Source organism: Leifsonia sp. LS1 (assembly GCF_020521355.1).
GTDB lineage: Bacteria > Actinomycetota > Actinomycetes > Actinomycetales > Microbacteriaceae > Leifsonia.
Genome location: NZ_BPER01000007.1, coordinates 197,689 through 222,421 on the forward strand (window position 1 = coordinate 197,689; position 24,733 = coordinate 222,421).

A 24,733-nucleotide genomic window follows, 5' to 3' on the forward strand; every position below is an offset into this window, starting at 1 on the left:
ACAAGACAATGGGACCTGTCTTCTGGTGGAACGTCTGGAACGGCGTCGGGATCCTCGCTCTGGTCGGTGTCGTCGCAGCGGTGACGGTCTGGGTGCAGCGGCGGAATCGTCGGACGTAGCGCGCCGCGATCAAGCGAAACGGTGCCTGGCGACGAATTGGGCCCCGCATCGCACGGAGCATCGCGCACGTGTCCGTCCTCGGTAGGGTGGCCGGATGGCAGTGACGAGTGACCGGATCCGGTGGACCAAAGCCCCGCCCGAGCTGACGTCTGCGGTCGGACGGGTGCTCGGTGCAGCGGTGACCGAGGCCGTGGACCAGTCGGGCGGGTTCTCGGGAGGTCTGGCTGCGCGGGTCGGCACAGCGGAGGGGCGACGGGCGTTCGTCAAGGCGGCGCCGGCGGCCTTGGGAGGAACCGTCGATCTCTACCGTCGCGAAGCGGAGGTGCTGCGCAGACTTCCGGACAGTGTTCCCGCTCCCGCGCTCCTCGACACGATCGAGGCCGGAGACTGGTTCGGGATCGTGACCGCGGAGATCGACGGGCGCCACCCGACTTCGCCTCCCGCGGACGCCGATCTGCGGTCCGTGCTCGACGCACTCGATCGCTTCCCGGACGTGCGCGGGCTCGGGCTGCCGCGCCTCGACGACGAGCTCCGCTTCGGAGCGTGGCCCGTGCTGCTCAGGGAGCACGCCGACGCGCTCACCGCGATCGAGCAGCGTTGTGGTGAGCGCCTGGCGGCGCTCGCGTCGGACGCAGGCCCGCACTTCGCCGGCGACCGGCTCGTGCACCTCGATGGCAGGGCGGACAATGTGCTGCTCGACCATGCCGACCGGGTCTGGTTCGTCGACTGGGCGTGGGCGTGCAGCGGGGCGCCCTGGGTGGACGGGCTGGCGATTCTGCTCGACGCTCGACTGAACGGAGCGACCGGTGCCGATGAACTGTTGCGCCATCGGGTCTTCGACGGTGTGCCGGAGGCTGCGATCGACGCGACGCTCGCCGGGCTCGCCGGCGAGTTCCGGCTGAGTTCGCTGCAGGCGCCGCCGCCGCGGATGCCCGCGTTGCGCGGGTTCCAGGCCGCAGAGTCGCGTGCAGCGCTCGCGTGGTTGGTCGAGCGCGGCGTCGTCGACTGAGAACAGGGCGGCGGATGCTCGACCGCCACACGGTCGCGGCCGCTACGATCGGGGCGGCGCCTCCATCGACGCACGCCCGAACCGAAGGAGCATCATGACCGACGAGCAGCTTCCCGCCCCGATCGCGGAGTTCGTCCGCGCGACCAACGCCGGCGACTCCGACGCCTTCGTCGCCGCGTTCACGGACGACGCCGAGCTGAACGACTGGGGGCGCACCTTCCACGGGCGGGATGGTGTGCGGTCATGGGACCGGACCGACAACATCGGCGTCCACAGCCGCTTCGAGGTGGTCGGCTGGCGATGGGAGTCGCCGGACACCGTGATCGTCGACCTGACCGTGACGGGCGACGGCTACAACGGCACCGGGCCGATGACGTTCGAGCTCCGCGACGGATTGATCGGGAGCCTCGTGATCGCGCCGACCGACTGACGGTCGCCGGCCGGCCACCCCCTGTGGCCGGCCGGCATGGATGCCGGTCCCGCCGATCGACGAGGCGGGGAATCCGGCACCGGCACCTGCTGTCTCCTCTGACGACCGCATGATGCACCCGTCGGGATGCGGTCGGCAAGCGGCAACTGCCTAGTTAATGCATATAAAAGGTCACTCGACTCACGGCAGTCACGCGACGCATCATCCCGGTATGAGCGACGCAGACATCACGGCCGCCACGACGCTCGGTCCGGGGCATTCGCCAGGCGGCATCCCCCTCAAAGTCCACCTCGGCGAGGCGGAGTACGCGGCGCTGGTGCGCATCGCGCAGCATCGTCACGCGACAGCCGCACAGTTGGTCGAGCAGCTCGTCCTCCACGCCCTCACCCGCACCGCCGTCCCGCCTCCGGCCGACTCGCAGCCGAAGCGCAAGCACACCACCTACGAGGAGGCGACCAGCGGGTATCGGCCGGACGCCGTGTAGGGCCGGCGCGCCGCGCTCTGCGCCGCCGCGCCCGCGAGCGCCGCGAGGCTCGCCGTCAGCACGGACCGATCGCGGCCCGCGGCCCAACGGGTGCCGGAAGCGTCGCGGTACTCGATCAGGGTGAGGGCCTGGCTGTCGGCGCCGGAACCGATGCTCGTCTGGTGCAGGCCCAGCACCTCGACCGGCAGGCCGTGCGCGGAGAGCGCGGCGGTCAGTGCTTCGACGGGGCCGACCTGTTCGGCCGAATGGGTGTGGTCGCGGCCGTCGATGCGCACGGTGACCGTGGTGCGGGTCGCGCCGTCCGCTTCGGAGGTCGTGTAGTCGACGAGGCGCACGGGCGTGTCGCCGCCGGGCAGGTAGGCCTCCTCGAACAGCGTCCACAAGCGCTCGGCCGTGGCTTCGTCCCCGGTCGCGTCGGTGTGGCGCTGCACGTGGCGGGCGAAGTCGATCTGCAGTCGGCGGGGGAGTTCGACGCCGTAGACGGACTCGAGCAGGTAGGCGATGCCGCCCTTGCCGGACTGGGAGTTGACGCGGATGACGGCGTCGTAGCCGCGGCCGAGATCGGCCGGGTCGACGGGCAGATAGGGGACCCGCCACTCGAGCTCGGACTCGGGACGGCCCTCCGCGGCCGCGCGTGCCCGATGCTCGGCGAAGCCCTTGCGGATCGCATCCTGATGCGTGCCGCTGAAGGCGGTGTGCACGAGGTCGCCGACGTACGGGTGGCGGGGGTGCACCTCGATGCGGTTGGCGTGCTCCACCGTGCGGCGGATCTCGTCGATGTCGGAGAAGTCGATCATCGGGTCGACGCCCTGCGCATGGAGGTTGAGGGCCAGCGTGGCGAGGTCGACGTTGCCCGTGCGCTCGCCGTTGCCGAACAGGCAGCCCTCGACGCGCTGGGCGCCCGCGAGCACGGCGAGCTCGGCGCACGCGATGCCGGTGCCGCGATCGTTGTGCGGATGCACCGAGAGGATGACCCCGTCGCGCCGGGCGAGGTTCTTGTGCATGTACTCGATCTGGTCCGCATACACGTTGGGGGTCGCGATCTCGACGGTCGCCGGGAGGTTGAGGATGACAGGCCGGTCGGGCGACGCCTCCCACAGGGCGGTCATCGCGTCGCAGACCTCGAGGGCGAAGTCGGGCTCGGTCAGGTTGAAGACCTCGGGGGAGAACTCGAAGCGCACGTCCGGGAGGCCGGTGGAGAGTTCGAGGACGTCACGGCCACCGGCGAGGATCAGCTCGGTGAGCGCCGCTCGGTCGTGCCCGAGCACCACCTCCCGCCACGTGGGCGCGGTGGCCGTGTAGAGGTGGATGACGACGGGGTTGCGCAGCCCGCGCACCGACTCGACGGTGCGCTCGATCAGGTCGCGGCGTGCGGCGGTGAAGACGACGATCGTCACGTCCTCCGGCGCCAGGTCCGTCTCGGCGAGCAGCCGGACGAAGTCGAAGTCGGTCTGGGAGGCGGACGGGTATCCGACCTCGATCTCCTTGTAGCCCATCGCGAGCATGAGCTCGAAGAAGCGGCGTTTGCGCGCCGGGTCCATCGGCTCCGCGAGCGCCTGGTTGCCATCCCGCAGGTCGACAGGCACCCACAGCGGCGCACGCGTGATGCGGTTGGCCGGCCAGTCGCGCTCGGCGAGCGGCACCTCCACCCGGGAGAAGACGTCGCGGTATCGGTGCGAGGGCATCTGCGAGCCGCGCTGGCGGTTCCAGGCGGGCGCGTCGGCCGGGACGGGCCCGGCGGGAGGGGACAGGCGGGGGAAGGCGGTGCTGGTCACGCTGCCGACGCTACCACACTCCTCAGACAAGCAGACAAGCCACCCCAACGGCGAGGTTCACGTCGTTGCTGCTATTCCGGAGGAATGAGCGCAACGACGTGAACCTCGGCGGGCTAGAGACCCCGGACGGTGGCCTCGTCGACGAACGACCAGGCACTGCTGGCCGGTGTCACCGTGAAGCGCACGTAGCGGCCCGACCCCGACAACCCGTAGGCGGCGTAGGTGTACCGCTGGTCCGCGTCGCTGACGTTCGGCGCCGGGAGGGTGGTCAGCGGTGTGAAGGTCGATCCCGTCGTCGAGACCGACACCTGGATGCTCGACGGCAGGAAGATGTACAGCGACTTCGTCTGCAGCCACGAGGTGCCCACCTGGGTGATGGTCTTCGTCGCGCCGAGATCGATCGTGAAGCTGTAGGGGCTCCCGGTGTTGCGACCCTGCCACGCGGCGTCGGCGTAGCTCGTGGAGGCGGTCACGCCGTTCGTGAGCTCCGTCCCGCCGGTGTCGGGGTAGCTCGCGTCGGCGGCGACGGAGGCGGTGTAGGCCTTGCCGGACGACACGAGCGGGTTGGCGGCGGGTGCGGCGGACGTGGTGGCACTCGCCGCCGAGCTCTGAGCCGACGTGTTGCCGGCGGCGTCGAAGGCGGCGAGCGTGTAGCTGTAGGTCGTCGATGGTGCGAGTCCCGCGTCGGTGAAGGTAGTCCCTGCACCCTGGATCACCTTGACCAGCGCGCCGCCGCGGTACAGCCGGTAGCCGGCGATGCCGATGTTGTCGGTGGAGGCCGACCAGCTCAGGTTCACCGAGGTCACTCCTCCGGCGCTCGCGGCGAGCGAGCTCGGGACCGTGGGCGCCGACGTCTCGACCGAGCCGGTCGACAGGTAGTTGCGGTACGTGGTGTCGTACACCGCGGGGACCACGAGCGGGCTCTGGTAGTGGTCGTAGGAGAACGACAGCGTCTTGCTCACGTAGGGCGCCACGGCGTTGAGGTCGGCGACGAGCTGGCTGATCGACATCGGCGTGAAGTCCGGGTTGAACGTCTCGCTGTCTGCCCACAGCTGCGTGGCCGGGCGCGCGCTCGTGATCGCGCTCTTCGTTGCGGCGAACCACGTCGCCAGCTGCGCGGTGGTGGCGTGACCGGCTCCGACGCCGTCCTGCAGGGCGATCACGTCGATCGGGGCCGAGGCGAGGATGCTCGACCACATCGTCGTCCACTGGCTGCTGGTCTGGCCTCCCGCAGTGTTGAAGAACGGGCTGATGATGACGGGCTTGCCCGGGGTGAGCGCGTGGAGGTGGTTGGCGATCGTCGTGTAGAACGTCGACATGGCGCTCCAGGACGCGCTCGAGGTGAAGTTCCAGTTGTCGACCTCGAACGGCAGGTACCACCCGGCGAAGGACGTGTGCGTCCCGTATTTCGCGTACAGGTCGTCGGCGAGCGCGTTGGCCTTGGTCGCCTCGGTGTTCAGCCAGGTCGTGGAGTTGGCGTAGGTGTTCCACCAGTCGTCGTTCGTCTGGAGCCCGAGGTACTCCGAGACTCCGGCGCTGTCGGCGGCGGTGAGCACGCGCGAGACCACGTCCGTCGACGTGTTCTGCGTGTATCCGCTGAGGCCGCTCGGGTAGATGGTCGTCGACGCCTTGGTGTCGGCGGTCCACTGGATGACCTGGCTGGTGATGCAGGCGTTGGTGAGGGTGGTGAACTCGGACGCGAGCTGGGTCGACGTCCAGCCGTCCACCAGGGCCGGCTGGATGAAGCTGCCGTCGATGCGTGGGGTGGTGGTGCAGGTGGGTGCGGCGGACGCCGCGGTCGCGGGGACGGCCAGCGCGGCGGCGAGGGCCGCTCCGGCGATCAGGGCGGCGAGGCGGTGCGAGGTGCGATGACTCATGCCTACTCCTTCGATGGGTGGTGCGATGCCGGCGACGGTGCCGATCGCGTTAATGGTGTACACCACTTGCGAAGGTTAAAGCAATGAAATCCCTTAAAGCACGGGAGCGAGTGCGGAATGGATCAGACCATTACCGCGCATTCACCTCCACGCCGATCTCGAAGCTCCTGTGCCACGGGAGCGTCACCGCGTCGAGGCTCCACGACTCGTCCGCGGGCAGGATGCGTTCGAGGTAGGCGCGCAGCTCGCGTGTGATGCGGGCGATGGCGGCCGCCTCCGCGGCCGGCTCGACGGGGCCGATGCTGCCGCCGAACTCGGCGCCGTGCATCGCGAGCCGGGTGCCGCTCTGGTAGGCGCGGTCGTCCAGGATGCGCGTGAGCAGCGCGGCGCGCAGCGCGGCCTCGTCGGCGGTGCCGAGGGCGCGTCCGGCCCAGAGCGCGGCCGCCTGGGCCACGGCGCCCCCGATCGAGTTGCCCGCAGTGTTCCAGCCGCCGTAGGAGGCCAGCCGCAGGAGCAGGCCCTCATCCGCGAGCCGGTCGACCAGCTCGGGATCGCCGCCGTTGCTGAAGCGCACATCGGCGAGGGCGACGATCGCACCCGTGTCGAGGGCGGCGCGCACGGCCTCGACCGTCGCCTCGGTCGCAACGGCGTCGGAGGCGGGCCGGCTGCCGAAGAAGTCGCCGCGGGCCGGGTCGGGGGCGTGCGCGACCACGACCATGTCGGCGTGCTCGCCGTCCTCGGCGACGCGTCCGCCGGATGCGACGATCTGCCGTGTCAGGCTGTCGACCAGCGGGGCGTTCTCGAAGTTCGGGACCCGGGCCAGGCCGTCGGCCTCGCCGCACGCGATCCGCCAGACCGGCACGCCGACGCCGGAGGCGAGGGCCCGTGCCACCAGCACCGCCCCGACCTCGTCGGCTCCGGGGTACATGAGCACGTCGCGGCCGTGGGGGAGGGCGCGCGCCCAGTGGCGCAGCCACACCTGCTCCGCCGAGCCCGCCGAGTACGGCGCGGTGTCGTCCGCCGTCAGCGTCAGCGTCTCCACGATGCCCTCCTCGTGCAGGGCCAGTGCGGCGAGGTTGATGGTGTGGTTGCGCAGGCGACGGCGCTCGAAGTCGCTGCGGACGTCGTCGGGGACGGCGGTGGCCGGTGTCCCGGCGGCGGCCTCCCCTCCGGTGACGTCCGCCTCCAGCTCGTGGTGGAGCGCGGCGCCGAGAGCGTGCAGCTCGCGGCCGTACCGGCTCCAGTACTCCGGCTCCTCGACGGCGGAGTACGAGTCGCTGGCGCGCATGATCAGCGACGCCGCCGTGATCCGCAGCCCCGGGGCGATGGTCGCGATCTCGCGCAGGAGGTCCAGCCGTTGCAGGGCGGCCGTCGTCGAGTCGGTCGTGATGCGGGCGGGGATGATGCCGCCGTGCACGAGCGTGTCGACGCACACCACCAGGCGGTCGGCCTGCTCGGGGCCGGAGGCTGCGGCGAGGTCGCGCAGCCAGCCGTGGAGCGCGCGCACGTCGGCGGGCGTGCGGAAGTCGGGCATCGCCTCCGCGGGCGGGAGCAGCAGCTCGGCCCCGGCGATCGCCGCGACCTGGCGCGGGAGGTCGACGTTGACCGGACGTTCGTCGAGGGGGACGAGGGCGATGCGCATGGGACTCCTCTGATCGGCGCAGGCGAGGGCGGCGGCTGGCGGGGTGGGCGACAGTCAGCGTGAGCGGTGGATCTGGAGCTCGTAGTGGTACCGATCCCCCCGGTACGTCGACTCGGCGTACTCGACTGCGCGGTCCTGCGCGTCGAAAGAGATACGGGACACATAGAACGCGGGAGAGAATGCGGGCGCGTTCAGGAGCGCGGCCTCCTCGGGCTCGAGCACGCTCGCGCGGATGCTCTGCTCGGCCCACTCGATCCGCATCCCGTACTCGGTCTCGAGGATGCGGTACAGCGACTCGCCGCCGACGTTGTCGATCAGCCCGGGGAAGAGCTTCGGATTGAGGTAGGAGTCCTCCAGCGCCATCGGCTCGCCGTCGGCGGTGCGCGCACGGCGGATGTGGAAGACGTCGTCCGAGGGGCTCACCCGCAGCTTGGCGCCCAGCCGTGCGCCTGCGGCGATGGTCTCCGTGACGAGCACCGACGATCCGGGCTCCAGTCCGCGGGCCCGCATGTCCTCGCTGAAGGAGGTCAGCTCGACCGACTTGGTGATGCGCGGCGCGGCCACGAAGGTGCCCGCCCCCTGCACGCGGTAGACGAGGCCCTCGTGCTCGAGCCGGTCGAGGGCGCGGCGGACCGTCAGCCGGCTGACGTCGAACTCGGTCGCGAGGTCGCGCTCGGTCGGCAGCTTCGAGTGCGGCTCCAGTCCCTGGTCGATGACGTCGACGAGGTGCTGGCGCAGACGCTCGGACTTGGTGTGCTGCTCCGCCATGGTTCTCCTCCGCGGATCGGGTGTGGGACGGTGGGGACGATTGGTGACAACCATTTTATGGAGAAGTGCACCACAGAGTGCAAGTATGCCGCGATTCTTGAGATTTTGTTGACACTGCTCGGCGAAATGGAGTACACCAATTGACAAGCACCTCCATTCCGCAACCCTCACACCCGTAAGGACCCCCATGGAATCCAGGAAGATCGGACGGCGCACCGTACTGCGCACCGTCGCGCTGGCCAGTGTCGCCGCCGCCGCCGTCGCCCTCACCGGCTGCTCCGGAGCCTCCCCCTCCGGCCCCACCACCATCACGTTCTCGTACCTCTGGGGCGGCGAGGAGGCGAAAGCCCTCGAGAAGGTCATCGCCGACTTCAACGCGAGCCAGTCCGAGATCAAGGTCGTCGGAGTCTCCAGCCCCGACGCGCAGAAGCAGCTCACGTCGATGTCGTCGAGCAACGGCAGCTTCGACATCTCCGACAACTTCGGCAACACCGTCGGCTCGTGGGCGTCGAAGGGAATCCTCGCCCCGCTCGACGACTACCTCAAGACCGAGAAGGTCGACCTCGGCGACTTCGCCCCGGCCTCCCTCGACCAGATGAAGTACGAGGGAAAGACCTACGCGCTCCCGATCGCGGTGCACACGCAGCAGCTCATGTACAACAAGGATCTGCTCGACAAGGCCGGCGTGCAGCCGCCGACCACGATGGACGAGCTGGCTGCGGCGGTCAAGAAACTGACGGTGACCGACTCCAGCGGGGCCATCACGCAGATCGGCCTCGGCAACCCGTCGGCGTCGACGCTCTTCACCACCCTCGGCTACGCGTTCGGCGGCACCTGGGACGGCACGGACAACAAGACCCCGTCGCCCGACGACCCGAAGAACGTCGAGGCGCTCGACTGGTACACGAAGACCCTCACCGACACCTACGGCGCGGACAAGATCGCGACCTTCACCTCGGGGCTCGGCCAGTACATGTCGGCCCAGGACCCGTTCTACACGGGCAAGGAGGCCATGGTCATCGACGGCGAATGGCAGGCCGTCAACATCCCGAAGGTCGCGCCGAACCTCAACTGGGGCGTCGTCGACATCCCTGCCGTGAGCGACGACCTCGCCGGCTCGACCCAGGTGACGACGAGCACGCTGTTCATCCCGAGCAACTCGAAGCACAAGGCGGAGGCCGCGAAGTTCCTCGCCTACATGGTCGGCGACAAGCCGATGACCGACTTCACGCTGGCTCTCGGCAACCTCCCGTCGAAGACGTCCCTGCTGACGGACACGGCGTACAGCACGATCCCGCACTTCGACGCGTGGCTGAACGCCCTGAAGAGCCCGAACGCGAAGTCGCTCGCGAGCCAGCCGTACAGCGCCCAGTACTCGACCGACCTGGCGACCGCCTTCGACGACGTGGTGCGCGGGGTCGCGACCCCCGAGAAGGCCCTGCAGTCGGTGGCGGACAAGGCGAAGTCGTACTGATGACGGCCACGACCGCCAAGCGCGGTGCGCGACGCCAGACCCTCCTGGGTCTGGCGTTCGCGTCGCCGTTCATCGTGGGCGCGGCGGTGTTCATCGTGTGGCCGGTGCTCGCCTCCGCCGGGTACAGCTTCACCGACTTCAACCTGTTCCAGGCGCCGTCCTGGGTCGGGCTCGACAACTACGCCCACATGCTGAACGACTCCACGTTCTGGAAGGCCCTCTGGAACACGCTGTTCCTCACGGTGACGGGCGTGCCGCTGACGATCATCATCTCCATCGTCGGGGCGCACTTCCTCAACCTGCCCGTGCGCGGGCAGCCGCTGTACCGCGCGCTGATCTACCTGCCCACCATCGTACCCGTCGTCGTGGGCGGCTATCTGTGGCGCTGGCTGCTCAACACCCAGTACGGCTTCGTGAACTACTTCCTGGGCGTGCTGCACCTGCCGCAGCCGGAGTGGCTGGAGCAGCCGGACTGGGGCAAGCCCGCCATCCTCCTCATGTGCCTCTGGACCATCGGCGGCACGATGATCATCTACCTCGCGGCGATCAAGGACGTGCCCGCCGAGCTGTACGAGGCCGCGGAGCTCGACGGTGCGGGATGGTGGGGGCGGTTCCGCTTCATCACCTGGCCGACGATCTCGCCGGTCACCCTGTTCCAGGTGATCGTGACCGTGATCGCCTACCTGCAGATCTTCACGCAGCCCTACCTGCTGACGCAGACGCGCCTCAACGAGGCCAGCGGCGGCCCGGGGCAGTCGATGATCAGCTACGCGATGTACCTGTACCAGAACGCGTTCGTCTTCCTGAAGATGGGCTACGCCTCGGCGATGGCCTGGGTGCTCTTCCTGATCACCCTGATCATCACACTGCTGCTGCTCTGGTCGTCGAAGAAATGGGTCCACTATGGTTCTGAACGCGACTGAGACGCGGCCCCCCGCCGTGCCCGCGCCACGCCCTGCCGGCCCGCGCGCCTCCCGCCTGCGACGGCGGCGCCCCGGACGCACGGTCGGCCGCTACGTGCTGATCTGGGGGATGACGCTGCTGTTCGTCTTCCCGTTCCTCTCGATGCTGAGCACGGCGTTCAAGCTGCCGGCGGACATCTTCAGCGCGCCGCCGACGCTGTGGCCGAAGGAGTGGACGCTCGACAACTTCGCGGCGGTGTTCGAGGAGATCCCGTTCTGGCAGTACCTGTGGAACACGATCGTCATCGCGGCGCTCTCGGTGCTCGGGATGCTGATCGCGTCGCCGCTGGTGGCGTACTCGCTGTCGAAGATCGGCTGGCGCGGGCAGCGCCCGCTGCTCGTCATCGTCATGGCGACGATGATGCTCCCACCGCAGGTCACCATGATCCCGCTGTTCCTGATGTGGAACGGGCTGGGCGCGACGAACTCGATCATCCCGCTCGTCGCCCCCGCGTTCTTCGGCACGCCGTTCCTCATCTTCATGCTGCGGCAGTTCCTGATGTCGGTGCCCAACGAGCTGCTCCAGGCGGCGCGGATCGACGGGGCCTCCGAGTTCCGCATCTACTGGTCGATCGTCCTCCCGCAGGCACGTCCCGCGCTCATCACGGCGGTCATCTTCCAGTTCGTGTGGGCCTGGACCGACTTCCTCAACCCGTTGATCTACCTCAACGACTCCTCCAAGTACACCCTCTCGATCGGCCTGTACTCGTTCTTCGGCGAGCACAACGTCGAGTGGGGGCCGCTGATGGCCGCTTCCGTCCTGTTCACCGTTCCCGCGCTCGCACTCTTCGTCGTGTTCCAGCGCTACTTCATAGGGGGTATCAGTGCTGGCGCACTCAAGTGACGACGCAGGGGAGCGCGAGCTCACGGTCGACCGGCAGGTCACGCTGCTGGCGGCGATCCAGGGCGGCCTGATCGTGTCGTGCCAGGCGTCCGCGGGCTCGCCGATGCGCGACACCCCGACGATCGCGCGTCTCGCGGTCAGCGCTCTGCAGGGCGGCGCGGTCGCGTTGCGGGTGAACGGGGTCGACGACATCGCCGCCGTGCGAGCCCTGACGGATGTGCCGATCATCGGGCTCGACAAGCGGATGGGCGCCCGGCGCAACATCATCACCCACACGGACGAGCAGGTCGTCGCCTTGGCCTCCGCCGGGGCCGACGTGATCGCAGTGGACGCGACCCAGGAGGTCGCGGGCGATGTCGCCGCGCGCGTCCGCAGCGCCGTGGCGGCCGTTCCGCTGCCGATCATGGCGGACGTCTCGACGCTCGACGAGGGGCTTCGGTCGTGGGAGGCCGGAGCGGCGTTCGTCGGAACGACCCTCTCCGGCTACACGCCGTACTCGCGCGCCGAGCCGTCGCCGGACGTGGCCCTGGTCGAGCAGCTCGCCGGCCGCGGCATCCGGGTGCTCGCCGAGGGCCGGTTCCAGACGCCGGGCGATGTCGCGCGCGCATTCGACGCGGGCGCCTTCGCGGTGGTGGTGGGCGGTGCGATCACCGATCCCGTCGCGATCACGCGGCGGTTCGCGGCGGCGACGCCGCGGTCGCGATGAGCGCGCACCCACGGCCGGGTGCGGGAGCGGCCTCCTCGGTCGACGGGCGCGCGGGGGTCGTCGTGGGCATCGACATCGGCGGCACCAAGACGGCGGCGGCGCTCGTGCGGCCCGACGGCCGGCTCGCCCACCGGGTCGAGGCGCCCACACCGGCGAGCCAGGGCGCCGAGGCCATCCTGGACACCGTGGCGGCGCTCGCCGCTGAGACCGCACGACGGGCAGGCGGAGTCCCCGCCGCCTACGGAGTGGGCAGCGCCGGCGGGTTCGACGAGCACGGCACCGTCGTCCACTCGACCGACCACCTGGCGGGCTGGAGCGGCACCGACGTCGCCGGCGGCCTGCGCGCGCGCCTCGGCGCCCCGGTCGCCGTCGTCAACGACGTGCACGCCGCCGCGCTCGGCGAGCAGTGGGCGGGCGCACCCGACGGCTTCCTCTTCGTGGCGGTCGGCACGGGCATCGGCGGGGCGGTGGTCAGCGACGGGAGGCTGCTGCGCGGCGCGTCCGGGATGGCCGGCTCGGTCGGCCACGTGCGGATCCCGTCGTCGCGCCGCCGCATCTGTTCGTGCGGCGGCGTCGACCACGTGGAGGCATTCGCCAGCGGGCCGGGCATCGAGCTGACCTACGCCGAGTTCAGCGCCCGGTCGCTGGGGCTGCGCGAGATCGGCCGGTTGGCGCGCGGCGGTGACGTGGTCGCCGCGCAGGTCATCCGGCTCGCCGCGGAGGAGCTGGGGGAGTCGCTCGCCGCCTCCGTCGTCGCCGTCGATCCCGGCACCGTGCTGATCGGCGGCGGCGTCTCGGGGCTGGGGGAGCTGTTCGTCGGCCCGCTCGCCGAGCGACTGCGCGCCTCCCTGCGACCGCCGTTCTCCGCGGTGCAGGTCACGGTCGCGCACGCGGGCCCGGACGCCGCCCTCGTGGGCGCAGGCCGTCTCGCGCTCGCGGCGTCCCGGTCCGCCGAGGTTCACGACGTAGCGCCTTCGAGGGCGGAATGACCGCCACGACGTGAACCTCGTCGGTGGGCGCCTCTACGATGGCGGGATGGAGCAGCCGCAGCCGTTCGTCGTCGCCGATGCCAGCGCCTGGCGCAGCTGGCTGAACCGCCACGAGGACGACTCCGACGGGGTCTGGCTCGTTCTCGCCAAGAAGGGCACCACAGAGCCGACCTCCCTCACCTACGCGCAAGCCCTCGATGAGGCGCTGTGCAGCGGCTGGATCGACGGCCAGAAACGGAGCCTCGACGCCGCGACCTTCCTGCAGCGGTTCACGCCACGGCGCACGGCCTCCCTGTGGTCGGAGCGCAACATCGGCCTCGTCGCCGCGCTGACAGCGGAGGGCAGGATGCGTCCCCGCGGACAGGCGGAGATCGACCGCGCGAAAGCCGACGGCCGCTGGGAACGCGCCTACGCGGGGGCTGCCACCGCGCAGGTGCCGGACGACCTGGCGGCGGCCCTCTCGGTGTCGCCCGCCGCGGCCGCCCTGTTCGAGACGCTCAACGGCACCAACCGCTACGCGGTCCTCCACCGCATCCTGACCGCCTCCACCGCCACCACGCGCGCCAACCGGCTCGAGAAGCTGGTCGCGATGCTGGAGCGCGGGGAGACGCCCTACCCGCAGTAGGACGGTTCCGCGGTCGGCCGTCTCCTGACAGGGCCGTACCCTGTCCGTCCATCCCGTGGAACGGTGCCACGCTCTGTACGACGGATCGCATACGGTGTCGTCCCGACGTCGAGCGAGGTGTTCAACGGCCGTGCCGCAGCGGTCACGCGACGGGCCTGCCGTCGACGAGTTGCAGCATGCGCCCGTGCACGGCACGATGGGCGCGGAGGTGATGACGATGTCGCGCCGTAGACCCGCGGTGGCCGTGCGTCTCATCGCCGTCCCCGCCGCTGCCGCCCTGCTGGGCGCCGCCGCGCCCGCGCCCGGGACGCAGCCCTGGCTCGTCGTCGGTCTCGTGTTCTTCGGCGTCGCCGCGGTGGGGCTGCTCGCCGCCGTCGGGGTGAAGATGCGGCGGACCCCCGGGCCGCCGTCCGCGCACCGGCCCGGCGAGGAGGCGCGACGGCCTGAGGCAGGGAGTGCGGCGGACGCGGAGGCGGAGGCGGATGCGGACGACGGCGACCAGGGGTCGGGGCCGCGCGACTAGTTGTCGTTCCCGGGTTGCGCTGCAGAGGGCTTATCAGCGTTGCCTGCTGTGGGTGGCCACGCTCTGGACCGATGTCGATCCGTCGGGGAGACCTGGGTCATGGCGAGTCAGCGGAACGCTGGGTGTTGCGGCATGTCAAGGCGGAGGAGCTGACCGAGGACCACGCATCCTCGCGCATTGACTGAAGGGCGGAATCGCAATGAAGTTCTGGAGCAGAGTGTGGGGTCGCTTCAGGGCACTGGGTCGCTTCGTCTCCACAGTCCTCGAACGCCTGAGCACCGTGCTAGTGATTGTGCTCAGTGGCATGAACGGTGGTCATGGCGCCGATCCCGCTGCGCGATCGATGTACATGCCGCCGCGGGATGAATACCGGCCCTGACGAAAGGGCGCGACGAGGAGGAGCACGGGACGGCTTCCCTTCGCCGTGTGTACGTCTGGGATGCTGCACCTTGGCCTGAGGTCGCGGATTGGCCGTTGTCGACCGTCACGGTTGACGGATAGAACTCGGCCTCTGCTGCGTTGCCCGTCGTTGATACGGTCGAGCTGCCATGCCAAGCCCCATTATGGCTCTGCCCGCTGTAGTAGCTGACGGAGGCCGCAAGTGCTTCGCTTGGCGCGGTGAAAGGTAGGCAACGAGTCTGCTTCACTTTGCATCTCCGCGAAACGGGGCGAAATCGCCGATGTCGCTGTCGGATCATCTCCGGCAGATGCGATCGCGGCAGGCTGAGTCGAGAAGCGGCGAAGGTCGTGAGTTCGTCGAGGGACCACTCGGCGAGGTGCTCGTCGAGTGCTGCTCGCACGCTCCCGGCGGCGCGCCCGAGAGAGGCGCGGCCGCGGTCGGTGGCGACGAGGACGTGGCCGCGGTCGGTGTCGGGGTCCGTCGTCGCGATTAGCCCGAACTCGGCGAGGGCGCCGAGCTGGCGGGAGACCGTGGAGCGATTCAGCTGGAAGTGCGCGGCGATGTCGACGGCCCGGCAGCCCGGGTTGGCGCGGATGTGCGAGAGCAGGGACTGGTCGACGAAGGAGAGGGTCTCGTCCTCGCGGCGGACGCGCGCGGTCCCGTGGCGGGCGATGGTCGTGAGCTCGGACTGGACGCTGGCTCGACGCCGCCCGCGCCCTCACGTACTTCCCCGGGCCGACGTTCGGCTTCGACGGCCTGTGCCTGGCGCTCTGGGCCGCCGCGGGTGTGCTTCTCATCGTCGTCACCCACGCCGTAAGTCGCCGCCGTCGCCATCTCGCCGACGAAGCGCGTGTGGTCACGGCGGAAGAAGAGGAGGCGTCGTCGCGGCGTGAGGGTCAGCGAAGGTTGCGCAGACCCGCTGTCGTCGACCCCAGGTCGATATGGATGTGCGTGCAATAGTCGGTGAACCGAGAGATGTTCGCCAACCCCGGCATACTGTAGACACCGCAATTGTCACCTCCGGATGCCTGGCCGGCGCGCGAGCCGTTCGGGAGGAACGAGTCGAGGAATCGGAGCAGAATGCTCGATGCCGAGTCGTTACCGCGGGTCCGTGCGCCGCCGATGTAGGTGATGTCCATCGCGTTCGGTCCCGAGCTGGGAACGCAATGTCGTGAGGTCGGATTGCTCGCGCATGTCGCGACACCATCGTTGGCACAGTGCCGATTGAGGTCGCTCACCTGGACCGAACCGTAGTTGCGGATGATGATGACCAGCGTCTGCAGCGTGCGCGTGTCGATGTTGCATTGCGGGGTCTTCCCGATCGTGCCGTTCGCGATCGGTTGGAGCTCGGCGGGGATGATGTCCCGTTCCGCCCATTCGATGATGAGGGTGCCGCTGTTGTATGAACTCAGGAGGCTCTGTGCGGCTGCCTGCCCCGTGGACGGCACACCCGTGCAGGACTGGACGCATGTCGATTCGGCGGGTTGCGCCAGCGCGGCACGGGCTTCCTGCATCGGCGAGGCGAGCGATAGCCCGGCGATGAGTGCGCCGGTGACGATGGTGAGGAGGACCGTTCGTGCGATCGACCAGCGGCTCCTGCGATTCCTCGCCATCTCAGTCCTGACTCACCTGCACGCCGGCACGGGAGAAGCATTCCTCTGCGACCGCGGACGCGTCGTCGACGGTCTTCTGCGAGCCCGCGCCGGTCTCGGGATCGATCGGATTGCTTCGGATGAACTCGAGATCCTCTGCAAGGGACGTCCAGACGGGATCGTGTGACGCCGCCTCGGCGGCCAGCGGCGCTGCTGCGGCCACGCCGGCGGCGGAAAAGCCGTTCGCCACCGCCTGACAGGCGTTCACCGCAGAAGCGAGCCCCGCCACCGGATCCGCCGAACCCGCAGGAGGTGCCGAGGGAGTGGGATCTTCGGAGACGGGCGGCGCCGACATCGCCGGTGTGCTCGTCGGCGTGCCCGTCGACGACGGCGGCGCGGACGACGTCGAGCGCAGCGCTTCGGGCGCCGACTGCGCGCACCCGGCGAGAGCGAGCGCAATCGACAGAATGACGAGCGCCCCCCGAGTGGAGCGAGATGAGACCATGATCCGCTGTTCCCCTGACTGGTTCTCCCGGCACCATAGCCGATCGCCGCGTCAGCTCCCGGTCGCCGCGCTGGTGCGGGGCAGAGGCCGCCCGTCGAGAGGCCCCGGCGCTCAGCTCCTCTGCGGCCGCCGCCTGCTGACAGCGGCGCACCCGTGCCGTACCCTCGGTGGCATGACGGAGACGCCGACCGCCGGCCTCCGCACCTTCGCCCAGGTGCTGGTGAACACGGCCGTGGCCAACGTGACCACGTCGTACCTGTGGTTCGCGCTGACCTTCTGGGTGTACCTCGAGACGCGCTCGGTGCTCGCGACCGGGATCGTCGGAGGCTCCTACATGCTGCTGGTGGCGGTGTTCTCCATCGTGTTCGGGACGATCGTCGACCGGCATCGCAAGCACCAGGTGATGCTCTTCGCCGCGACCGTGACCCTGGTCGCATTCGGCGTGGCGGGTCTGCTGTACCTCGTCTTCCCGGAGTCCGCGCTGCTCGACCTGGGCGGGCCGATGTTCTGGGTGTTCGCGGGCGTCATCCTGTTCGGCTCCGTCGTCGAGAACATGCGCAACATCGCACTGTCGACGACGGTCACCCTCCTCGTCCCCGTCGAACGGCACGCGAACGCGAACGGGCTCGTGGGGACGGTGCAGGGGGTGGCCTTCATCGTCACCAGCGTGTTCAGCGGGCTCTCCGTCGGACTGCTCGGGATGGGCTGGACACTGGTCATCGCCATTCTGCTGACCGCAGCCGCTCTGGCTCATCTGCTGTTCCTCCGCATCCCGGAGGACCGCCCGGAAGCGGAGGAGGGCGCTCCGCCCGCAGTGGATCTGCGGGGCAGCATCGCCGCGATCCGCAGCGCCCCCGGTTTGTTCGCCCTGATCGTCTTCTCGTGCTTCAACAACCTGATTGGCGGCGTCTACATGGCGCTGATGGACCCGTACGGCCTCGAGCTGTTCGCGGTCGAATGGTGGGGAGTCGTGCTCGGGATCTCGTCCACCGGCTTCATCGTCGGCGGCCTGCTGGTGGCGAAGTTCGGGCTGGGTCGCAACCCGATCCGCACCATGCTGCTCCTCGTCGCGCTGATGGGCGTGCTCGGTGCGCTCTTCACGATCCGCGAGTGGTGGCCGCTCTACGTGGTGGGGATCTGGCTCTACATGACGCTGATCCCCGCGGTCGAGGCGTCGGAGCAGACGGTCATCCAGAAGGTCGTGCCGTTCACCCGGCAGGGTCGCGTGTTCGGCTTCGCGCAGGCGTTCGAGTCTGCCGCCGCCCCGATCACCGCCTTCCTGATCGCGCCGCTCGCGCAGTTCCTCATCATCCCGTACATGGAGTCGGGGGCGGGGGAGACGACGTGGGGCTGGCTTCTCGGCGACGGCGACGCCCGCGGGATCGCGCTCGTCTTCCTCTTCTCCGGCCTGGCGATGGTCGTGCTGGCGTTGCTCGCCTTCACGACGAGGTCGTACCGACTGCTCTCCGCGGAGTACCGCGGGGAACCCGAACCCGTACCGATGGAGTCCGCGTGACCACCAATCTCACCCTGATCCAGCGCTCGCCCGACCCCGAGCAGCAGGGAACCTCGCGCGACCGGCGACCGACACTCGCCGAGCGGTTCCGCGCGGCCGGGCGCAGCAGGATCGGTGCGGTGCTGCTGCTCGCCGCCACCGCGATCGCCATCGTCTGGGCGAACATCTCCTTCAGCGGCTACGAGGCGTTCTGGGACACCCACCTGACACTCGGGCTCGGCGACCTCCACCTGGACTTCACCCTCCACGCGCTCGTCAACGACGCCCTGATGGCGATCTTCTTCTTCACGGTCGGACTGGAGGTCCGGCGCGAGTTCGCCATCGGGGAGCTGACGAGCTGGTCGCGCGCGGTCGTGCCGGTGGTCGCAGCGCTCTTCGGGCTGGCCGTTCCCGCACTGATCTTCATCCTCTTCGCGGCGGGCACGGGCGACGCGCACGCGTGGGGGATCGTGATCTCCTCCGACACCGCGTTCCTCGTCGGCGCCCTCGCGCTCATCGGGCCGCACGCCACCGGGAGGCTGCGCGTCTTCCTGCTGGCGCTCGCCGTGGTCGACGACATCGGCGCGCTGAGCATCATCGCCTTCGTCTACACGAAGGACTTCACGCCGCTGCCCCTGATCGTCGCGGCCGTCGGACTCGCCGGGGTCTACCTGACGCGCTACCTCCCCGCCGGGCGCGGGCCTGTCTACGCGACGCTCGCCGTCGTCGTGTGGCTGGCGTTCCTCGCCTCCGGCGTGCACCCCACGCTCGCCGGGGTCGCCATCGCCCTCCTCATCCCCGTCTACCGCCCGGACCGCCGCGACGTGGAGCACGCCCTCGATCTGGCGCGCACCTTCCGCCAGTCGCCGAACACCGAGTACGCGCGCGCGGCGGCCAACAGCCTGCGCGAGTCCATCTCGATCAACGAGCGCCTGCAGTCGGCGTGGTCGCCGTACGTCGCGTACGTGGTGCTGCCGCTGTTCGCGCTCGCCAACGCGGGTGTGCGTCTGGACGGCGACATCCTGGCCGGGGCGCTCGTCTCCCCGCTGGCATGGGGTGTCGTCGCCGGCTTCGTCGTGGGCAAGTTCGTCGGCGTCTTCGGTTCGACGCTCATCATGCGCGCGCTGCGTATCGGCGACTTCGGCCCCGGACTGACACCCGACCGGCTCGCGGGCGGCGCGGCCCTGTGCGGCATCGGCTTCACGATCTCGCTCTTCATCGTCGACCTCGCCATCCCGGACGAGACGTCGCAGAACGCCGCGCGCGTCGGCGTCCTCGCCGCCACGGTCATCGCCTTCGCCGTCGCGACCGTGATCTTCCGCCTCTCCGACGCCCGCCGCCCCAAAGAGGAGGCCGGTCTCACCCTGGTGCGGCCGGTCGATCCCGCGCGCGACCACGTCTTCGGCGACCCGGACGCGCCGCTCACCCTCCTCGAGTACGGCGACTTCCAGTGCGGCTTCTGCCTCAAAGCGACCGGCTCGGTCGGCGAGGTGCGCGCCGTGCTCGGCGACCGCGTCCGCTACGTCTGGCGGCATGCGCCCCTCACCCGGTTCCACCCGAACGCGCTCGCCGCGGCGGAGGCCTCGGAGGCCGCCTCCCGCCAGGGCAGGTTCTTCGAGTTCGAGCGCAGCCTGTTCGCCGACCAGGAGCACCAGCTGCCCTCCGACATCATCCGCCGCGCCGAGGAGCTGGGCCTCGATCTGGACCGCTTCGAAGCCGACCTGGCCTCGCCGGAGGTCACTGCCCGCGTGCGTGACGACATGCTCGACGCGGAGGCCATGGACATCACCGCCGTCCCGACGTTCTACATCAACGGCAGACGGCACGTCGGCCCGTACGACGCGCAGTCGTTGATCAGGGCGCTGCAGGAGACGGCGCCGGTGCCTCCGGGGCGCCCGGGGTCGTGAGCACCCGTCGCAGGAACGTCCGGAGGTCGTCGACCTCCTGAGCGGAGATGCCGTGGCCGAGGCCCGGGTAGACGTGCTGTTCGAGCGTCGTGTGCGCGGGGAGCCACGCGGCCGTGCGATCGACGGCGGGGCCGGCGATGACACCGTCCGCGTCGCCGCGGCCCCAGAAGGCCGGAGGGCGGGAGGTGGCGAGCCAGGCGTCCGCCCGCTGCGGCGTGGCCTGCACGAATCCGGCGAGCACGACCGTGGCGGCGACACGTTCAGGACGGGTGCGGAGCAGTTGGCTCGCCATCAGGCCGCCCTGAGAGAAGCCGATCGGGAGGACGAGGGCGTCCGGCCCGAGCTGCGCGTCGACCCACGCCCAGATCGCGTCCGTCGCGGCCGCGACCGGCGCCGGGTCGGGGCTGCCGGGCGTGGAGATCGGGAACCAGGCCGCACCGCCGTTCGGCGTGCGCAGCGGGGCGCGCGGGGAGAACCAGGGGAGGCCGTCGGGCAGCGCCGCCGAGAGCCCGGCGAGATCGTGCTCGTTCGAGCCGTACCCGTGGAGCAGCACAGCCGTGACCGGAGCGTCCTCCTGATCGGCGGGCGCGACGGCGTGGGAGATCGCGACCTCCACGGCCGGGACGCTCATCGGGCGAGCACCTCGTCGACGCTGAGATCGGGCAGCACGACGCTGACCTGGGTGCCCCACGGATCCGCCACCACGACCGACCGGCCGTCGTCGGCGAAGGGGATGCCGCGCGCGCGGAGGCGGGCCGCGAGCGCATCCAGCTCGGCGCGATCGGGCACGGTGATCGCCACGTCGCCGAGACCGAGGCTGGCGGCGCGCGGGCCGGACCCTGCACTGTTCCAGACGTTCATCGCGATGTGGTGGTGATACCCGCCTGCGGAGGCGAAGAGCGCCCCGCGGTACTCGGACAGGGTGGACTCGAAGCCGAGGGCGTCGACGTAGAAGGCCTTCGCCGTCGGGATGTCGCCGACCTGCAGGTGCACGTGGCCGACGGTGCCGCTGAGCGCGGATCCCGCATCCAGCACCTCCTGGGCGAGATGCGCCTGCAGGTAGGCGTTGGGGTCGAGGTACGAGGTGTCCATCAGGATCTGGCCGCGCTCGCGGCGCCACGTCTCGCGCGGGCGATCCGTGTAGAGCTCGACGCCGTTGCCCTCCGGGTCGGTGAAGTAGAACGCCTCGGAGACGAGGTGGTCGCTGGAGCCGGCGAAGCGGCTGCGCGGGTCCTGCGCCGCCCGGTAGACGGTCGCCGCGAGGTTGGCGGCGTCGGGGAACAGGAAGGCGTTGTGGAAGAGTCCGGCCTGGCGCGGATCGACGGCGGGGAGGTCGGGGGTGTGGATGAGAGACACCATCGGTGCGCCGTCGCGACCGAGTACGCGGTGCACCTCGCGACCGCGTGCATCCGCCCGCTCGGCCAGCGGCTCGAACGCGAACGCGTTGGCGTAGTACGACGACATCAGCTCCAGGTCGCCGACGCGGAGGGTGGGGGCCGCCATGTGCGTGGCGGGGTCGAGCAGCTGATCGGTGGTCATCGTGAGTCCTCGGTCGAAATAAAAGGTTGTCGTATCAACAAAGTGTACCCCATTTTGTTGACGCTTCAACTAACCGCTTCGCTTACGGCACAGGGGTCGCATTCTGCCGGAATGTCGTGGGCGTAGCGGCGGAATGCGACCCCTGTGCGGTGCCGTGCGGCGGGAGGCTACATGTCGCGGTAGCGCTTCGCCGCGGCCAGGGCCTCGCGGAGGCCTGCGACGTCGTAGCGCGTGCCGTATCCGGGGGTGTCGCGCTGGATGCGCCATCCCTCGGAGAGCGGGCCGATGTCGAGGGCGTCGAAGCCGAACTCGTCGATCAGGGCGGCGACCCGGGCACGGGCCTCGGGGTCGTCGCCGGCGACGATGAGGGCGCGGCGATCCGCGGTCCCGGGCTCCTGACCCTCGGTGGTGAGCGCGGCGGCACCGATGTGGTTGAAGGCCTTCACGACCTTCGAGGTCGGAAGCGTGGCCTGCAGCCGTTCGGCGACCGTGGTCGACTCGTCGTCGAGCTCCGGGATGTTCCCATCGCGCTGCGGGTAGTAGTTGTTCGTGTCGATGACGATCTTGCCCGCGAGCTCCGCGACGGGGAGGGTCGCCTCGGCCGCGAGCGGGACGGTCACGACGACGAGGTCGCCGGCGCTCGCCGCCTCGGCGGGGGTCGCGGCGCGCGCGTGCGGGCCGAGCTCGGCGACGAGCCCGGCGAGCGACTCGGGGCCGCGCGAGTTGCTCAGCACGACGTCGTAGCCGCGCGCCACAGCGAGTCGCGCGAGCTGGGAGCCGATGTGTCCAGATCCGATGAGTCCGATGGTTGTCATACTCGGGCGAACCCGGTCGCGCCCCGGCGCATTCCCGCCCGCTTGCCCGCACAGGGGTCGCATTCCGCCGCTCCGGCCGGCTCATTCCGGCGATGTGCGACCCCTCGGTGGAGGAGGGGGAGGTTTAGGCGCAGAGGCCGACGCCGGGCGAGGTGAGCACGACGGTGCGGTTCTGCGCGGCGAGGGCGTCGGAGTAGGCGCCGCTCGCGTCCGTCTCGGCGCGCCAGCCGCACCAGTCGTGCCCGACGCCGGCGGTGGCCAGATCCTCGGCCGGGACGCCGAGAGCGACGAGCGCGGCCTTCACCGCCTCCGCCCGGCGCTGCGAGAGCGCGAGGTCGGCCGTGTTGCTCGTCGCCTGATCCTTGGAGGCCGTGCCGGTGACGGTGATCGTCCTGCCGTTCTGCTCGATGGCCGGCACGAGGGACGCGAGTACCTGCTGCGCCGACGTGGGGTCGGCGAAGGTCGCCGTGTCCTTGGTGAAGCGCAGCTCGCTGTCGCGGATCACGACCGGGTGCGACCAGTCGGTCTTGGTGGCGACCGCGTCCACCGCGACGGGGCTCACCTCGGGCAGGCCGGTCGTCGCGCCGCCCGACGCGGGCTCCGGAAGCAGCGAGAGCGTGCCGCCCGCGGCCTTCACGACGGCCGTCCAGATCGCCTCGAGGTTGCTGCGGGCGGGAATCGTGAGCGGCTGCTGCGCACCCGCGACGTCGCCCATCCCCGACCAGTAGACGGTGACGCCCTTCAGATCCGTCGGGAGGAGGCCGCGCGACGTGAGGTCGGCGACGACCTGCTGCGGGTCGGCGGAGAGCAGGCCGGTGCCGGCGAAGTCGAGCGGGTCGACGGTCTGCAGGCCGCTGCCGACGACGAGCACGCCCATCGGATCCGTGCCGAGGTTCCGCGCCGCCTGGTCGATCGCGCCGAGGAAGTCGACCTGCGGGTTCGCCGCCTTGAGCCCGTCGATGTACTGGGTGATCTGCGTGAGCTTGGTCCGCTGCTCGTTCTGGCAGACGATCGCGTCCTGCGCCGTCGAGCCGATGAGCGTGGTTCCCATGACCTGCGGTGTGCCGGACGGCACTACGACCGTGACGCTGCCGTTGCTCGCGCCGACCGCTTTCAGCTGGGCGGTGGCGGAGGCGGGCAGAGCAGTCGCCGGGGCGTTCGCGGTGCTGCCGGCGACGACGCCGAGGTTGCGCGGCGACGACTGGTCGCACGCCTGGCCGGCGGCGGTCGCCGACGTGCAGGCGGCGAGGCCCGCGGTGAGCGCGAGGGCGCCGGCGACGGCGAGGACGGTGCGGAGGCGGGGGTGGGACGGCACGGAGGGGCTCCTCGAGGTCAGGACTGGGCGGGCCACACGGGGTGCTCGGGCGGCGGGGTGGGGGCGGCGTGCGCTCCGGGCGCCGCCTCGACGGCGGCGGCGCTGCGGCGGGCTCGCAGCTCGCGGATGATCTGGCTCGTGCTCTCGGGGTCGCGCTCACGCTGGGCGAGGCGGACGCCGAGCTGGGCTCGTACCACGTCCACACGGGAGTGGAAGGTCACCCGGGCGCCGGTGTAGCGGACGGCGTCGTGGGCGTCGAGCTGGAACGCCAGGCGGGTCGCCTCGCCGGCGGCGACGGCCTCCCCGCGCAGCCGGTCGCGGTGTGCGCGCAGCCGCTCGGCGTGGGCGTGCGCCTTCTCGGCCGCGGTGAGCAACGGCTTCGTCGTCACCCAGGCGATGACGAAGCTGACGGCCCCGGATGTCGCCAGAACGCCCAGCATGAGGAACGCCATGATCGTGTCCGGCGCCGTCCACGAGAAGGTGGGCGCGGCGGGGGCGGTGTCGCCTCCGACGAGACCGGTGAGGCCGCCCGACGACGACGCGTCCATCCCCGCCTTGATCCGGGCGACCGTGATCGCGGCCAGCAGCGCCGCCCAGACGAGGGCCAGTGCAACCGCGGCGGGGATCCAGCCGCGCGCCATGACCCGGGCCTGCACCCGGCGCAGGATGATCGCGACCGCGTGCGGCAGCGTCACCACCGCGAGCGAGATGCCGAGGGTGATGACGTACATCTGCAGGCCGATCGAGCCGTACTGGCTGTCGTTGCGCAGCAGGAGGGTGAGCGCCTGCGCGAGCAGGATGTAGTCCACCGCGAGCATCGCGACGAGCAGCACGTACACGAACACGTGCGCGACGGGCGAGAGGTGCCCGACGGACGGGCGGATGCGGGGCGGGCGGGTGACGATGTCCCTGGCCATCGGCGTCCTTCCTGGGTCGG

At 70.4% G+C, this 24,733-nt stretch carries 24 protein-coding genes; 12 read left to right on the plus strand and 12 right to left on the minus strand.

Annotated elements, in window-relative coordinates:
- The first annotated feature begins 214 nt into the window (after positions 1 to 214).
- The 3 genes from LLS1_RS14240 (at position 215) to LLS1_RS14250 (ending at position 2,043) form a co-directional block, all read left to right on the plus strand.
- A complete protein-coding gene (locus LLS1_RS14240) occupies positions 215 to 1,129 on the plus strand; it encodes a phosphotransferase family protein (protein ID WP_226656503.1) in 915 nt (304 codons plus the stop codon).
- Positions 1,130 to 1,223: 94 nt separating this feature from the next.
- Complete coding sequence (locus LLS1_RS14245) at positions 1,224 to 1,559, plus strand: nuclear transport factor 2 family protein (protein ID WP_226656505.1); 336 nt, start codon at positions 1,224 to 1,226, stop codon at positions 1,557 to 1,559.
- A 211-nt stretch (positions 1,560 to 1,770) separates the two neighbouring features.
- Positions 1,771 to 2,043, plus strand: a complete 273-nt coding sequence (locus LLS1_RS14250) for a hypothetical protein (protein WP_223360219.1) — start codon at positions 1,771 to 1,773, stop codon at positions 2,041 to 2,043.
- Here the strand turns inward: LLS1_RS14250 and LLS1_RS14255 are convergent.
- The 4 genes from LLS1_RS14255 to LLS1_RS14270 all read right to left on the minus strand — a co-directional run bounded on the left by LLS1_RS14255 (position 2,001) and on the right by LLS1_RS14270 (position 8,105).
- Complete coding sequence (locus LLS1_RS14255; RefSeq protein WP_264186934.1) at positions 2,001 to 3,728, minus strand: 2-isopropylmalate synthase; 1,728 nt, start codon at positions 3,726 to 3,728, stop codon at positions 2,001 to 2,003. The genes LLS1_RS14250 and LLS1_RS14255 overlap by 43 nt on opposite strands.
- Positions 3,729 to 3,931: 203 nt before the next feature.
- Positions 3,932 to 5,695 (minus strand): DUF4434 domain-containing protein, encoded by a 1,764-nt coding sequence (locus LLS1_RS14260; RefSeq protein WP_226656508.1) that lies wholly within the window; start codon positions 5,693 to 5,695, stop codon positions 3,932 to 3,934.
- Between the two features lie 130 nt (positions 5,696 to 5,825).
- Positions 5,826 to 7,337 carry a DUF4127 family protein gene (locus tag LLS1_RS14265; protein WP_226656510.1) on the minus strand — a complete coding sequence of 504 codons (1,512 nt, stop codon included), beginning with the start codon at positions 7,335 to 7,337 and terminating at the stop codon, positions 5,826 to 5,828.
- A gap of 54 nt (positions 7,338 to 7,391) precedes the next feature.
- Entirely contained in the window at positions 7,392 to 8,105 is a 714-nt protein-coding gene (locus tag LLS1_RS14270) for a GntR family transcriptional regulator (RefSeq protein ID WP_223360221.1), read from the minus strand.
- Positions 8,106 to 8,292: 187 nt separating this feature from the next.
- Here LLS1_RS14270 and LLS1_RS14275 point away from each other — a divergent pair, with 187 nt between their 5' ends.
- From LLS1_RS14275 to LLS1_RS14305, 7 genes are all read left to right on the plus strand, one after another.
- On the plus strand, positions 8,293 to 9,579 hold the full coding sequence (locus tag LLS1_RS14275) for an ABC transporter substrate-binding protein (protein ID WP_223360222.1): 1,287 nt from the start codon (positions 8,293 to 8,295) through the stop codon (positions 9,577 to 9,579).
- Positions 9,579 to 10,502, plus strand: coding sequence for a carbohydrate ABC transporter permease (locus LLS1_RS14280; protein ID WP_226656512.1), 924 nt, complete (start codon positions 9,579 to 9,581; stop codon positions 10,500 to 10,502). Before LLS1_RS14275 ends, LLS1_RS14280 begins: the two co-directional genes overlap by 1 nt.
- Positions 10,483 to 11,385, plus strand: a complete 903-nt coding sequence (locus LLS1_RS14285) for a carbohydrate ABC transporter permease (RefSeq protein WP_226656513.1) — start codon at positions 10,483 to 10,485, stop codon at positions 11,383 to 11,385. Before LLS1_RS14280 ends, LLS1_RS14285 begins: the two co-directional genes overlap by 20 nt.
- Positions 11,366 to 12,091, plus strand: a complete 726-nt coding sequence (locus LLS1_RS14290; RefSeq protein ID WP_226656515.1) for an N-acetylmannosamine-6-phosphate 2-epimerase — start codon at positions 11,366 to 11,368, stop codon at positions 12,089 to 12,091. Before LLS1_RS14285 ends, LLS1_RS14290 begins: the two co-directional genes overlap by 20 nt.
- A complete protein-coding gene (locus LLS1_RS14295; protein ID WP_226656517.1) occupies positions 12,088 to 13,080 on the plus strand; it encodes an ROK family protein in 993 nt (330 codons plus the stop codon). The genes LLS1_RS14290 and LLS1_RS14295 overlap by 4 nt, the downstream gene beginning before the upstream one ends.
- Positions 13,081 to 13,126: 46 nt before the next feature.
- Positions 13,127 to 13,705 carry a YdeI family protein gene (locus LLS1_RS14300; RefSeq protein ID WP_226656519.1) on the plus strand — a complete coding sequence of 193 codons (579 nt, stop codon included), beginning with the start codon at positions 13,127 to 13,129 and terminating at the stop codon, positions 13,703 to 13,705.
- A 184-nt stretch (positions 13,706 to 13,889) separates the two neighbouring features.
- Positions 13,890 to 14,228 carry a hypothetical protein gene (locus LLS1_RS14305; RefSeq protein WP_226656520.1) on the plus strand — a complete coding sequence of 113 codons (339 nt, stop codon included), beginning with the start codon at positions 13,890 to 13,892 and terminating at the stop codon, positions 14,226 to 14,228.
- Positions 14,229 to 14,524: 296 nt separating this feature from the next.
- Here LLS1_RS14305 and LLS1_RS14310 read toward each other — a convergent pair whose 3' ends face one another.
- The 3 genes from LLS1_RS14310 to LLS1_RS14320 all read right to left on the minus strand — a co-directional run bounded on the left by LLS1_RS14310 (position 14,525) and on the right by LLS1_RS14320 (position 16,725).
- Positions 14,525 to 15,301, minus strand: a complete 777-nt coding sequence (locus tag LLS1_RS14310; protein ID WP_226656581.1) for a MarR family winged helix-turn-helix transcriptional regulator — start codon at positions 15,299 to 15,301, stop codon at positions 14,525 to 14,527.
- 223 nt (positions 15,302 to 15,524) lie between these two features.
- Positions 15,525 to 16,241 (minus strand): hypothetical protein, encoded by a 717-nt coding sequence (locus LLS1_RS14315; RefSeq protein WP_226656522.1) that lies wholly within the window; start codon positions 16,239 to 16,241, stop codon positions 15,525 to 15,527.
- A gap of 1 nt (position 16,242) precedes the next feature.
- Positions 16,243 to 16,725, minus strand: a complete 483-nt coding sequence (locus LLS1_RS14320; RefSeq protein ID WP_226656524.1) for a hypothetical protein — start codon at positions 16,723 to 16,725, stop codon at positions 16,243 to 16,245.
- Between the two features lie 172 nt (positions 16,726 to 16,897).
- On the opposite strand from LLS1_RS14320, the gene LLS1_RS14325 reads away from it, so the two are divergent.
- Entirely contained in the window at positions 16,898 to 18,241 is a 1,344-nt protein-coding gene (locus LLS1_RS14325) for an MFS transporter (RefSeq protein WP_226656526.1), read from the plus strand.
- The gene (gene nhaA / locus LLS1_RS14330) at positions 18,238 to 20,127 is read left to right on the plus strand and encodes a Na+/H+ antiporter NhaA (RefSeq protein ID WP_226656528.1); all 1,890 of its coding nucleotides are present in this window, start codon (positions 18,238 to 18,240) and stop codon (positions 20,125 to 20,127) included. Before LLS1_RS14325 ends, nhaA begins: the two co-directional genes overlap by 4 nt.
- Here nhaA and LLS1_RS14335 read toward each other — a convergent pair.
- The 5 genes from LLS1_RS14335 to LLS1_RS14355 all read right to left on the minus strand — a co-directional run bounded on the left by LLS1_RS14335 (position 20,075) and on the right by LLS1_RS14355 (position 24,713).
- Entirely contained in the window at positions 20,075 to 20,758 is a 684-nt protein-coding gene (locus LLS1_RS14335) for an alpha/beta hydrolase (protein WP_226656530.1), read from the minus strand. The two genes, nhaA and LLS1_RS14335, sit on opposite strands and share 53 nt — an antisense overlap.
- On the minus strand, positions 20,755 to 21,666 hold the full coding sequence (locus tag LLS1_RS14340) for a VOC family protein (protein ID WP_226656532.1): 912 nt from the start codon (positions 21,664 to 21,666) through the stop codon (positions 20,755 to 20,757). Before LLS1_RS14340 ends, LLS1_RS14335 begins: the two co-directional genes overlap by 4 nt.
- 167 nt (positions 21,667 to 21,833) lie before the next feature.
- Positions 21,834 to 22,481, minus strand: a complete 648-nt coding sequence (locus LLS1_RS14345) for an NADPH-dependent F420 reductase (RefSeq protein WP_226656534.1) — start codon at positions 22,479 to 22,481, stop codon at positions 21,834 to 21,836.
- A 124-nt stretch (positions 22,482 to 22,605) separates the two neighbouring features.
- Positions 22,606 to 23,796 carry an OmpA family protein gene (locus LLS1_RS19495; RefSeq protein ID WP_264186929.1) on the minus strand — a complete coding sequence of 397 codons (1,191 nt, stop codon included), beginning with the start codon at positions 23,794 to 23,796 and terminating at the stop codon, positions 22,606 to 22,608.
- A 17-nt stretch (positions 23,797 to 23,813) separates the two neighbouring features.
- Positions 23,814 to 24,713, minus strand: coding sequence for a hypothetical protein (locus LLS1_RS14355; RefSeq protein ID WP_223360236.1), 900 nt, complete (start codon positions 24,711 to 24,713; stop codon positions 23,814 to 23,816).
- Positions 24,714 to 24,733 lie beyond the last annotated feature (20 nt).